Origin of the sequence: Nocardia farcinica (assembly GCF_029867845.1) — a bacterium.
GTDB lineage: Bacteria > Actinomycetota > Actinomycetes > Mycobacteriales > Mycobacteriaceae > Nocardia > Nocardia farcinica_A.
The window spans coordinates 1-6,695 of sequence record NZ_JARWRU010000935.1; the positions used below are offsets into that span (position 1 = coordinate 1).

At 70.6% G+C, this 6,695-nt stretch carries 10 protein-coding genes; 5 read left to right on the forward strand and 5 right to left on the reverse strand.

The window, feature by feature from the left end; genetic code table 11:
• Window positions 1-117: 117 nt before the first annotated feature.
• The 3 genes from QH283_RS20540 to QH283_RS20550 all read right to left on the reverse strand — a co-directional run bounded on the left by QH283_RS20540 (window position 118) and on the right by QH283_RS20550 (window position 1,843).
• Window positions 118-672 carry a DUF4333 domain-containing protein gene (locus QH283_RS20540; protein WP_280504608.1) on the reverse strand — a complete coding sequence of 185 codons (555 nt, stop codon included), beginning with the start codon at window positions 670-672 and terminating at the stop codon, window positions 118-120.
• A gap of 164 nt (window positions 673-836) precedes the next feature.
• Window positions 837-1,223, reverse strand: coding sequence for a PPOX class F420-dependent oxidoreductase (locus tag QH283_RS20545; RefSeq protein ID WP_280504609.1), 387 nt, complete (start codon window positions 1,221-1,223; stop codon window positions 837-839).
• A gap of 71 nt (window positions 1,224-1,294) precedes the next feature.
• Window positions 1,295-1,843, reverse strand: coding sequence for a PadR family transcriptional regulator (locus QH283_RS20550; RefSeq protein ID WP_280504610.1), 549 nt, complete (start codon window positions 1,841-1,843; stop codon window positions 1,295-1,297).
• 175 nt (window positions 1,844-2,018) lie between these two features.
• Between QH283_RS20550 and QH283_RS20555 the strand changes: the two genes are divergently transcribed.
• Together QH283_RS20555 and QH283_RS20560 are read left to right on the forward strand one after the other, a co-directional pair.
• Complete coding sequence (locus QH283_RS20555; RefSeq protein ID WP_280504611.1) at window positions 2,019-2,735, forward strand: glyoxalase; 717 nt, start codon at window positions 2,019-2,021, stop codon at window positions 2,733-2,735.
• Between the two features lie 218 nt (window positions 2,736-2,953).
• Entirely contained in the window at window positions 2,954-3,670 is a 717-nt protein-coding gene (locus tag QH283_RS20560; RefSeq protein WP_280504612.1) for a class I SAM-dependent methyltransferase, read from the forward strand.
• 94 nt (window positions 3,671-3,764) lie between these two features.
• On the opposite strand, the gene map is transcribed toward QH283_RS20560, so the two are convergent.
• Entirely contained in the window at window positions 3,765-4,532 is a 768-nt protein-coding gene (gene map / locus QH283_RS20565; protein WP_280504613.1) for a type I methionyl aminopeptidase, read from the reverse strand.
• A gap of 105 nt (window positions 4,533-4,637) precedes the next feature.
• Between map and QH283_RS20570 the strand changes: the two genes are divergently transcribed.
• From QH283_RS20570 to QH283_RS20580, 3 genes are all read left to right on the forward strand, one after another.
• Window positions 4,638-4,901 carry a helix-turn-helix transcriptional regulator gene (locus QH283_RS20570; RefSeq protein WP_280504614.1) on the forward strand — a complete coding sequence of 88 codons (264 nt, stop codon included), beginning with the start codon at window positions 4,638-4,640 and terminating at the stop codon, window positions 4,899-4,901.
• 151 nt (window positions 4,902-5,052) lie between these two features.
• On the forward strand, window positions 5,053-5,871 hold the full coding sequence (locus QH283_RS20575) for a thioesterase family protein (RefSeq protein ID WP_280504615.1): 819 nt from the start codon (window positions 5,053-5,055) through the stop codon (window positions 5,869-5,871).
• A gap of 107 nt (window positions 5,872-5,978) precedes the next feature.
• On the forward strand, window positions 5,979-6,467 hold the full coding sequence (locus tag QH283_RS20580) for an FBP domain-containing protein (protein WP_280504616.1): 489 nt from the start codon (window positions 5,979-5,981) through the stop codon (window positions 6,465-6,467).
• 41 nt (window positions 6,468-6,508) lie between these two features.
• Here QH283_RS20580 and QH283_RS20585 read toward each other — a convergent pair.
• Window positions 6,509-6,695, reverse strand: a 187-nt coding sequence (locus tag QH283_RS20585) for a hypothetical protein (RefSeq protein ID WP_280504617.1), incomplete at its 5' end; no start/stop codon positions are given.

Genomic DNA, 6,695 nt, shown 5'->3' on the forward strand with positions numbered 1-6,695 from the left:
GCCATGCCGCCGCTGCGGATTCCCGACTTCCACATGTCCTCGGTGAGCCTGGCCAAGTGAGAACGACCGAACGAACCGGAGCCGACCGAGCCGGGGCCGACACGGAGTCGCGGGCGGTCAGAACGGCCTGCTGACCTCGTAGACGCCGTCGTCGCTGGTGACGGTCACCGACACCGACATCGGCTGGCCGGACACCGTGACCGAGCAGGTGAAGCGGACGCCGGTCACCACCGGCTGGCCCGCCGGGCAGCTCGCGTCGGCGACCTCGGTCAGCCCGTAGGAGCCGGTCAGCACGGTGACCACGCCGTCCTGCACGGACGCCTGGTCGAGGGTGTCGATCTCCGCGGCGACCGTGGTGACCGGCGCGACCGGGGCCTCAGGGGCCTCGGTCGGGACCGTGATCTCGAGCTGTTCGGGAATCTGCCCGGCCGGCGCGGCGGCCACCGGCGAGGAGGTGAGCTGGGTGCTGCCGCGGGGGGACTCGCTCATGGTGCTCTCCCGCAGATTCACCACCACGAGACCGGCGATGACGCCTGCCACCGCGATGGCGACCGCCGCCACGATGGCGGCTACCAGCACGGAGGCCCACCCGCCGTCGGTGTGCTCGGGCTCGGGCGCTTCGGCGACCGGGTAGGGCTGTGACGCCCTCGGTGGCCGCGTCGGTGCTGTCATGAAGGGTTCCTCCCGCCGGGGCGGGGACGCGACCTCGTGTCCGCCTGGGGACCACCCCGGTTCTGCCCGTCGAAGGATAGCCGAGACCCCCGCCCGGGGGCGGCCGTGGGCCGGAATCCGTCTGCCCGGCTTGCCGATTCCGGGCGCCCCGGGCCGATCCGGGATCAGGACGCCGGGGTGATCTCCAGGCCGACGGTCCCCGCCTTGCCTCGGCGCAGGTTGCTGCCGACCAGGGCGATCCAGGCGAGCAGCTTGTACTTGCGCTTCAACAGGGTTCGCACGTGTTCGGTGCCCTCGGCGTCGAGGACGCGCGCGGTCGCCTCGACGGGCTGCCCGGACAGCTTCTTGCCCCGCGCGTCACACGCCTGCACCAGGACCCTCGGATTGCGCTTCAGCCGCTTGACCTTCCAACTGTCGGTCACCGTCCACATGTACAGCTTGCCGCCGTCGGCGACCGCCCACAGCGGCGTGCCGACCGGCGTGCCGTCCTTGCGATAGGTCGTGAGCATCACGTAGTCGGCGGTCGCGGCTTCCCCGAAAGCGTTGGTCATGACCGCAGCCTATGCGGTTCGGTCCGGTAGGGCAGGTTCTGGGCAGGACGGGTTCGGTCGGGCGGGCAGATTCAATCGGGCAGGGAATACTCACCCGCTTCCAGCCGGGCGAGCAGGCGGCCGGTCCAGTCGGTCAGGTTGTCGAACACCCCGCTCCACAGTTCCAGCAGGTCGGTGGCGTGCGGAGTCTCGTGGCGGCCGGGGAATCGCGGGATCATGGCGAGCAGTTCCTCGCGCACCCGCGCGGCGTTGCGCTGTTGTTCACGCAGCAGCGCGATCACGTGCGCGCGGGGCAGCGCGTCCATGAACGCGATGCCGGCGCCGAGTTCCTCCATGTCGACGCTGACCAGCGCCTTGTCCATGAGCCGGTGGAACTCGGCCTCCCCCTCGGCGGTGAGCTCGTAGAGCGTGCGGCCCGGGCCCTCCTCGCTGCGCTCGGTCCCCGCCTCCCGCAGCCTGCCTTCGGCACACAACTGCTTGAGCGCGTGGTAGATCGAACCCGGCTTGACGCTGGTCCAGGTCTCGGCCCGCCAGGACAGCAGTTCGCGGCGCACCGCGTATCCGTGCGCGGGCCCCTGCCGGCGCAACACCCCGAGGACGAGCAGGCGCACCACCGACACGACAGCTCCTTTCGACGGACCGAGCGTACCGGACGGTACTCAAACTTGACTTCCGCGCGACGCGACGTAGGTTCGGTATTCAAAGTTGACTACCATCCTCGACCACCCCCCTCGACCATCAGCCGTCTCGACAACCAGCTGCTTCGACCACCAGCCGCCAGAAAGGGCTACCCCGATGCACGACTCCCCCGTGCCCGTCCTCTGGACCTCCAACCCCGCCGCCACCCTCGGCTTCTACCGGGCGCTCGGCTACACCGTGACCCACGAGCAGACCAGACCCTACGTCTACCTGTGCGTCGAGCTCGACGGCTGCAACGTGCACTTCAGCCCGGCCCCGCGCGAGGTCGCGGTTCCGCTGGAGACGGTGCGCGCGCTGGTGATGGTCGACGATGTCGCCGCGCGCCACCGGGGATTCAGCGAGGGCATGCGCGCCGCCTACGGCAAGGTCACGATCACGGGCTGCCCGCGCATCACCCGCTTCCGCCCCGGCCAGTCCCGATTCAGTCTCGTCGACCCCGACGGCAACACCCTGCTGTTCATCCAGCGCGACGAGCCGCCGAAGGTGGAATACGGCGGCTCGGCGGCACTGGAGGGCCTGGCCGCGGCGATCGACAACGCGCGCATCCTGCGCGACTTCAAAGAGGACGACAAGGCCGCGGCGCGCGTGCTCGAGGTCGGCCTCGGCCGCTACCGCGAGAGCGCCCCCGCCGCCGAACGGGCGAAGGCGCTGGCCATGCTGGCCGAGATCGCCGTCGCCGCCGGCGATTCCGAACGCGCCGACCAGCTGCGCGCGGAGGTCTCGACCATGGAGCTCACCGACGAGCAGCGCGCCGCGGTCGCCGCGGAACTGCGGGCGGGCGAGGAGGTGCAACACTGGCTCGAATCACGGTGACACTCTCGCACCGATGCATCGACACGCCGGACGACATTGACATTCCCCGGCATCGATCCACTACCGTCGCCGGCGACACACGGCCTCTGCGTTCCATTCGGAGACCACGACCGGCCCGACCGGACAACGGCGTCCGCCCGGCCGGAACGTTCGATGAACCACGTCACCGCATCCCGTCGGCAGATCACCGCACCGGCGGTCGACGAAGGGCATATTCCGTGGGCAGCAGCAATTTCGCGTACACCGGGTGCGACAACCTGGAAGTCATGGCGCGCGCGGTCAACTACAACACCTTCCTGGTCGACATCGTCGACCGGCGGTTGCCCGCCGACGGCGCCGCGGCCGACCTGCGGGTCCTCGATTTCGGCGCGGGCTCGGGCACCTACGCCGACATGCTCGCCGAGCGCGGGATCGCGCCGGAATGCCTCGAGCCCGACGAGGAGTTGCAGCATGTGCTGCGCGCCAAGGGCTACAAGGTCGTCGATTTCGACGCCGCCGATCCCAGCGAGACCGAGCAGTACGACCTCATCTACACCTTCAACGTCCTCGAGCACATCAAGGACGACCAGTCGGCCGCCGAGCAGCTGGCCTCGCTGCTGCGGCCCGGCGGCACCCTGGTCGTCTACGTGCCCGCCATGGAGATCCTGTTCTCCGCCATGGACCACAAGGTCTGCCACTACCGCCGCTACCGGCGCACCCAGCTGAACCGCGTCCTGCGCAACGCCGGACTCGACATCGACCGGTCCCGCTACTGCGACCCGATCGGGTTCTTCGCCACCCTGGCCTACAAGCTGGTCGGCTCCGGTGACGGCGACCTGAACCCGCGCTCGATCGAACTCTACGATCGCGCCGTCTTCCCGCTCAGCCGGGCGATGCAGCCGTTGACGGGCCGGATGTTCGGCAAGAACGTGCTGGCGGTCGCCACCAAGCCCTGACCTCCGGCGCACGCGGGTCGCACGCGCGGGCCGCCGACCGCGTCGACATCGACGACGCCTGCGCCCGCCCGGACCCGCACCGCGGATCTGCCGTTCAGCGCCGCGTCAGCACCCGCGGCCCCGCCTCGGTGATGGCGACGGTGTGCTCGGAGTGGGCCGTGCGCGATCCGTCCGCCGAGCGCACCGTCCAGCCGTCGGCGTCGTCGATGTAGACGCGGTCGGTGGTGGCGGCGAACCACGGCTCCAGCGCCAGCACCAGCCCGGGCCGCAGGCGCAGACCACGACCAGCCCGGCCGGTGTTGGACACATGCGGGTCCTCGTGCATGGTCCGGCCGACGCCGTGCCCGCCGAACTGGGTGTTCACCGGGTAGCCGTAGGCCGCGGCCACCGCGCCGATGGCGGCGGAGATGTCGCCGAGCTTGTTGCCGGGGACCGCGGCCTCGACGGCGGCGGCCAGCGCTTCCTCGGTCGCCCGCACGAGTCGCAGATCCTCCTCGGCGGCGGCGCCGACGACAGTGGTGATCGCGGCGTCGGCCACCCAGCCGTCGATGGAGACGGCCAGGTCCATGGACAGCACGTCGCCGTCGCCGAGCGGGTAGTCGAACGGCCTGCCGTGCAGCACGGCGTCGTTCACCGACAGGCAGATGGTGTAGCCGAACGGGCCGCGCCCGAACGAGGGCGCGTAGTCGACATAGCAGGACACCGCGCCGCGTTCGCGGATGCGTTTGCGCACATGGTCTTCCAGATCGAGCAGGTTGACCCCGACCCGCGCACGCTCGCGCAGTTCGGCGAGCACCTCGGCGACGAAGGCGCCCGTCACCGCCATCCGATCGATCTCGCGCGGGGTCTTCGACTCGAGCATGCACACCCTCCGGTTCGGTATTTTAATACCACTGTAGCGGTATCGGTATTTTTATACCAATCCGCTGCTTGTGGCGGGTCCGAGCGGCGGCCTACCCTGGTCGGCATGGTCCGTCTCCCGTTGACCCCCGCTCAGATCGAAGCCGGGCGCCGCCTCGGCGCCCGGCTGCGGACCGCGCGTGCCGAACGCGATCTCGCCGATGTGGCAGGCGCGGCGGGCATCTCGCCGGAAACGCTGCGCAAGATCGAGACCGGCAGGCTGCCCTCCCCCGCCTTCGGCACGGTCGTCGCGCTGAGCCGGGCGCTGAGCCTGCCGCTCGAGGAACTGGCCGAGGTGTACCGCTCGGCGGGCCTGGCCGAATCCGCCTGAGCCGTCCGCCCGCCGGGGTGGAGCGCCTGCGTCCGCACCCGGCGCGAAGCCGGGAACCCGGCGGCCGGAAACTCGTCCCACCTGGGTGAACTCGGCCACAAAGGCAGCTCCCCGGCGCATCCGCGGCAAACGCGATCCTTACCTTGGACGTATGTCCGAGAGCAGCGAGGCGTCCGCCTATTTCCGCCGCGTGGGGCCGAACACGTTCGACCCCACGGCCCACACGACGGGAGCGTGGACCGCCGACGAGCAACACTTCAGCCCGGTCGCCGGGTTGCTCGTCCACGAGATCCAGCGCCTGCGGACCGCCGAGCAGCGCCCGGCGATGGCGATCAGCCGGGTCACCTTCGACATCCTCGGCCGGGTCCCGGTCGGCGAGTTCGAGGTCGAGGCACGGGTGGTGCGTCCTGGACGGACCATCGAACTGGTGGAGGCCACCGCCTTCGCCGGTGGGCGCGCCGCGGTGACCGCCCGGGTGTGGCTGATGGTCACCGGCGACACCTCCACCGTGGCAGGCGGCGCCACCGAGCCGCTGCCCGCGCCCGAGACCCGGCCCCGATGGGCGATGGATTCGCTGTGGCCCGGCGGTTTCATCGCCTCGCTCGACGTGCGCTCCATCGGCGAGTACCGGCCGGGGCGGGCCGCCACCTGGGTGCGCACCGAGGTGAACCTGGTCGAGGGTGAGCCCACCGACGAGGTCACCGCCTTCCTCGCGCTGGTCGACACCGCCAACGGCATCGCCTCCAGGGAGAAGCCATCGGAATGGATGTATCCCAATCTGGATCTGAGCATCCATCTGCACCGGCAGCCGGAGGGCCGCTGGGTGGGCCTCGACACCACAGTGGTGTTCGGCGGCACCGGCCAGGGGCTGACCTCCACCGTGCTGCACGATGTCACGGGCCCGGTCGGCCACGCGCAGCAGATCCTCACCGTCCGCCCGCAGCCGGGTGAGTGGCCGCCCGCCCGCTGACCCGATCAGGGCCGACTCGGGTGGTGGGGGGCGGGAGATATTCCGTTGCTCGCCCGTCGCGACGGGCGTAGCGTCGCGTGGCGTTTGCCGACCGGAAGGATTTTCCCGTGCACCCCCTCACCGAACGCGACATCCGTTCGTCGTTCGTCAACTGCTCCAAGGGCGAGGCCAAGCGGCTGCCGGTCCCCCGCGATCTCGCCGACCGCCCGTGGGACGAGCTGGACTTCTTCGGCTGGACCGACCCGTCCATGCCAGGGCGCTGTTACCTGGTGGCCCCCCGCGAGGACGGCCCGGTCGGCGTGGCACTGCGCTACGAGACCGGCGGCACCGGCCGCGCCCAGTTGTGCTCGATCTGCCTGACCACCCACACCGGCGGCGGTGTCTGCCTGCTCACCGCGCACAAGGCAGGCGAATCGGGGCGGCGCGGCAATTCCGTCGGCATCTACATGTGCACCGACCTGGCGTGTTCGCTGTACGCGCGCGGCAGGAAACGGCCGGCCGCGGGCAGCCGCTACCGCGAGGACCTCACCCCCGAGGAGAAGATCGAGCGCGTGCGCGACAACCTCGAGGTCTTCCTCGACCGCCTGTACAGCTGACGACGGCCGCCGGTCACCGAATCCGGCGAGCGGACCGGCGGTCACGGCGTCCAGACCGGCATCGCCCGGTCCCCCATCTCACTCTCACCGATCGGTTGCCGCGCGATGTCGTGTTCGCCGAGCACCCCGAGTTCGGCGGCCCGCACCCGCTGCCGGCCATGCTTCGGAGCACCGCTCCTTCGCGCCACCCGCCCAATTCCCGCCGGGCCGCCGTCACTCGTGCGAGCA

What these genes read in the sequence shown, in the direction of transcription:
- QH283_RS20570 (WP_280504614.1), top strand. Translation starts at nt 4,638, where the DNA reads ATGGTCCGTCTCCCGTTGACCCCCGCTCAGATCGAAGCCGGGCGCCGC.
- map (WP_280504613.1), bottom strand. Translation starts at nt 4,532, where the DNA reads ATGCTCGAGTCGAAGACCCCGCGCGAGATCGATCGGATGGCGGTGACG.
- QH283_RS20555 (WP_280504611.1), top strand. Translation starts at nt 2,019, where the DNA reads ATGCACGACTCCCCCGTGCCCGTCCTCTGGACCTCCAACCCCGCCGCC.
- QH283_RS20545 (WP_280504609.1), bottom strand. Translation starts at nt 1,223, where the DNA reads ATGACCAACGCTTTCGGGGAAGCCGCGACCGCCGACTACGTGATGCTC.
- QH283_RS20540 (WP_280504608.1), bottom strand. Translation starts at nt 672, where the DNA reads ATGACAGCACCGACGCGGCCACCGAGGGCGTCACAGCCCTACCCGGTC.
- QH283_RS20575 (WP_280504615.1), top strand. Translation starts at nt 5,053, where the DNA reads ATGTCCGAGAGCAGCGAGGCGTCCGCCTATTTCCGCCGCGTGGGGCCG.